Source organism: Desulfobacula sp. (assembly GCF_030611305.1).
Classification (GTDB): Bacteria; Desulfobacterota; Desulfobacteria; order Desulfobacterales; family Desulfobacteraceae; genus Desulfobacula.
Genome location: NZ_JAUWQB010000155.1, coordinates 1 through 3,955, shown reverse-complemented (window position 1 = coordinate 3,955; position 3,955 = coordinate 1). Strand labels below are relative to the sequence as shown.

General features: G+C 40.3%; 5 protein-coding genes and 1 pseudogene. 2 read left to right on the top strand and 4 right to left on the bottom strand.

Going from position 1 to position 3,955, the window contains the following annotated elements; all coding sequences use genetic code 11:
• Positions 1-181: 181 nt before the first annotated feature.
• A complete protein-coding gene (locus QAI40_RS16990) occupies positions 182-322 on the bottom strand; it encodes a hypothetical protein (protein ID WP_304511920.1) in 141 nt (46 codons plus the stop codon).
• A gap of 118 nt (positions 323-440) precedes the next feature.
• Here QAI40_RS16990 and QAI40_RS16985 point away from each other — a divergent pair, with 118 nt between their 5' ends.
• The gene (locus tag QAI40_RS16985; protein ID WP_304511919.1) at positions 441-770 is read left to right on the top strand and encodes a hypothetical protein; all 330 of its coding nucleotides are present in this window, start codon (positions 441-443) and stop codon (positions 768-770) included.
• A complete protein-coding gene (locus QAI40_RS16980) occupies positions 764-2,098 on the top strand; it encodes a type II toxin-antitoxin system HipA family toxin (protein WP_299983967.1) in 1,335 nt (444 codons plus the stop codon). Before QAI40_RS16985 ends, QAI40_RS16980 begins: the two co-directional genes overlap by 7 nt.
• A gap of 484 nt (positions 2,099-2,582) precedes the next feature.
• Here the strand turns inward: QAI40_RS16980 and QAI40_RS17260 are convergent, their stop codons facing one another.
• The 3 genes and pseudogenes from QAI40_RS17260 to QAI40_RS16970 form a co-directional block, all read right to left on the bottom strand.
• Entirely contained in the window at positions 2,583-2,687 is a 105-nt protein-coding gene (locus QAI40_RS17260; RefSeq protein WP_367278913.1) for a hypothetical protein, read from the bottom strand.
• Between the two features lie 8 nt (positions 2,688-2,695).
• A pseudogene (locus QAI40_RS16975) lies at positions 2,696-2,977 on the bottom strand (AlbA family DNA-binding domain-containing protein); the annotation flags it as partial.
• A 51-nt stretch (positions 2,978-3,028) separates the two neighbouring features.
• Positions 3,029-3,787, bottom strand: a complete 759-nt coding sequence (locus tag QAI40_RS16970) for a tetratricopeptide repeat protein (RefSeq protein WP_304511918.1) — start codon at positions 3,785-3,787, stop codon at positions 3,029-3,031.
• Between the last annotated feature and the right edge of the window lie 168 nt (positions 3,788-3,955).

The window sequence follows — 3,955 nt, the reverse complement described above, 5'->3', positions numbered from 1 at the left end:
CGAACAGATAAATCAACACCTTAGACGAAGAGCTTTTTGCCTCTCGTACCCAGTAATACAATTCCGGTTTTTTATAATATTCATTTAAATAGTGTCTGAACGAAAACCCCGAAATATAGTTTTTCAATTTTGTTTAGAGATTTCCAACTCGCTAAGATTGCTTTCTTTTTTAACTCAAAACTCAAAACCAAAAACTCAAAACCGTGCCTGAACGGGGTTTTCGTTCAGGCACTAAATAAAGAGGGTGCTGCCCTACAAACTGTTCACACAATCCACCTGAATTTACCATCATTACATCATCTGCATTTTCAATATCAAGCATACTCATTCCACTATGATAAAAAAATCTGGCAATTTAGTTTTAAATTAATTATAATAGCCTTTAAATAGTTTTTAAAATATAAATTTGGGGTTTAATAGATCGAAAAAGGTATATTATAATGGATCTTTATTCAATGACCGATACTGGCATTGGAGAAGAAATCGGCCATCGTATCAAAAGACTTCGGCTGCGTAAAAATATGACGCAGGTGGAATTATCCAAAGCCACAAAGCTTTCGCTGAATGCAATCAAATCACTGGAAGGTGGAAAAGGGAAATTGTCAAGCATCATAGGCATATTACGAGAGCTTCACGCGCTGGACAATTTAAATAATTTTATTCCGGATATTCAAATCAGCCCGTTGCAGCAGGCTCAAATGGGTAAGCAGAGAGAAAGAGCTTCAGGAAAACGAATTAAACCAGCAAAGGAAAATCAAAGCGATTGGTAAAAAAAGTCGATACTGCAGTTATTAAGCTATGGGGAAACACAGTCGGTGCTGTGACATGGCTGGAAAAGAACGGGTATGGAATTTTTGAATATGATCCTTCTTTTTTAAAAAAAGGCATGGATATTTCTCCTTTGCATATGGGGCTGGATGAGGCATTGAGGGGAGATGGTATTTTTAGCTTCCCGGGTTTGAACAGGAAAACCTTTATGGGGCTGCCGGGATTGCTTGCAGATGTTCTTCCTGACAAGTTCGGAAACGAGGTAATTAATTCATGGCTGGCAAGGGATGGTCGTTCAGCCGCTGATTTCAGCCCTATTGAACGTCTTTGTTATACCGAGAAACGCGGTATGGGTGCTCTGGAATTTCAACCGCCTGTCAGTAATGAGCTTGATCGTGCAGTTCCTGTGGAAATTGCCTCAATGGTAGAGCTTGTCCAGAAAATAATGCTGGAACGTTCACAGCTTGATGTTGATATTGGAAACGCAGAAAAAGAAAATTCAGAGGCAATTTTAGATATTTTGAGGGTTGGAACCTCTGCCGGCGGTGCAAGGCCCAAAGCAATTATTGCAATGAACAATGAAGGAAATATTATATCCGGCCAATCTGATGTCCCCAAAGGATATGAATACTGGCTGTTAAAATTTGACGGGGTTGATGATATTGAACTTGGAAAACCAATGGGCTACGGGCGAATAGAGTATGCATATTCTTTAATGGCAAAGGCTGCGGGGATTGATATGGCCGATTGCCGATTGCTTGAAGAAAACAGGAGAGCTCATTTTCTCACAAAAAGATTTGACCGGTGTAATGGAGTTAAACTGCATTTACAGTCTTTATGCGGACTGGCTCATTATGACTTTAATATGGCCGGAGCTTACAGCTACGAACAGGTTTTTTCCGTCATGCGGCAGCTTCGGCTGACAAAAGCAGAAGCCGTACAGTTTTATAAACGGATGGTATTCAACATCATCGGACGGAATCAGGATGATCATACAAAAAACATTGCATTTTTAATGTACCCCCAAGGGCAGTGGAAATTGTCACCGGCATTTGATGTCATGTATTCACATAACCCTGCCGGGAAATGGACCAATCAACATCAAATGACCATCAATGGCAAACGGGATGATTTCACTGTGGCGGATATGATTGACGTCGGCAGTTCCATTTCAATTTCAAGACCAGTTGAAATTATTGACGAGGTGCTTGATTCAATTGACAAATGGCCTGAATTTGCAAAAAAGGCAGGCGTGAACCCTGAGCAGAGAAAAAGAATTGCCGGATATCACAGGACAGGCCTCAAATATTCCGGGAGATTCCATATCTGAACAGGGATATGGTCATTTAGGAACGGGGATAACGGCTTGATCTTTATGAAAACATTTCGTCTTCGATTACATCAGGGTCTGAGGCGTTATACATAATGTAATCCCAAGGCCATCCTTATCTTGGCGGAATCACAGCCTTTATATTTAAGGCAAGTCTGCTGGTGGTACCCGATAGCACAATTTCTATATCACAGGGTGTCCCTACCGGAATTTTCAGGTCCACGTCATTTAAGCTGATAATCTACTAAATTCACAAAAATTGCTTGCTTATTCAATTTTCAATAAATTCAAAGCACGAAGCTCGAAATCCGACACGAAGTGAAGCATCAGCGCTCAACAAATACGAATGACCAAAATTCAAAATTTCAAACATGGTGGAGCGCCATAGATATTGCATAAGCGCCTGACATGTTTTGGTCATTTGATATTCGAAATTAGATAATGTATATCTCACATCTATCTCACATTCTCACACGATCTCACATCAAATAGAATATCTCACACGCGGCCCGCTTCCCTGCTTATAAATCAACCCCTTTTCCTCAAGCTGTTTTAGTCTCTTCAGGGCTGTATTCTGATGGACATTCAAATTCCTTGCTATCTCTTTGCTCCCTGAAGATGTGCCCTGTTTGTTGAGCAGACTCTTACAATAAAAACAACTTTATCTTCAAGGGTGGTTGTTTGGAAAAAGAGATTGGGGATGGGTGAAATTGAATCATATATGATACTCGACAACTTTTCTTCCAGGTCAAAGGGCTCCTCTTTTATGCCTGTTATAGTACGGTCATCATTTACACCAACATAGATATGTCCTCCGGAACCATTTGCAAAGGCAACCACTGTTTTCAGTAAATTTTGTCTGTTTTTTGGAATCTCTTTTTTTAAATTCCAGGGACTTGTCTTCGGGTTGTTTTAGGATTTTCTGTATTTTCATCTCAACCTTTTAATCTTTTCCACCTCTTTTTGGGCCTCACCCGCAAGAAAGCTCTCGGGTGCAAGCTCAATGACCTTATTGTAAGAATTAATTGCCTTTTTATATTCGCCTGACAAACTGTATGCCTTTGCCAGGTAGAAATATGATTCAGCAGAACGCGGATAATTTTTCACTGTTTTTTCAAGCATTGCCACAGCATCCGCTGCTCTTTCCATTGCCATATAGGTTCGGCCAAGACCCCGCAGGGCGATAATAAAATTTGGCTCCAGCTTAAGGGCGTCGAGATAATATTTTTCTGCAACCTCATATTCCTGCTTATTGTAATATGCCCACCCCAGGTTTGTAAGGGGAAAGTGGGGTGTAGCATATAAGATATCATCAACAATTTCCTTAAAACAGGCAATGGCCACATCCCATTCTTTTTTGGCAAGATAGGCGGTTCCCAGATTATTTTTAGCCGGCACATAATCCGGTTTTAATTTCACTGCTTTCTTAAAGTGTTTTACAGCAAGGTCCAGCCGATCCTTGGCCATATATGCAAGACCAAGGTCATTTTGAAGAATGGGATCTTTGGAGTATATCTTTTCTGCTTTTAGAAATTCCCTCAGCGCTGAAGAAAAATCCCTTTGCTGCATGTATGCTTCGCCGAGGTTTCTTGATGCTTCTTCCTGTTTCTTTAGCACTTCAATGTTTGCAGCGCAAGATGATAGACAAAAAATTAAAAACAAACTTAAAACAAGACGATTTGTTTTCATGCTTTTCTACTCCAAAATAAAAGGTGATTAGACTGAAGGCTATAGGCTGAAGGAAACAGATGATTCCTGAGAGTTATTCTCTATTATGTTTAGGACAAAATTTCCGGCCGCTTTAAGAAAATATTGACTTCCGGGAGTCTTTTCCCTAAAAGGCTTCAGCCTTCAGCC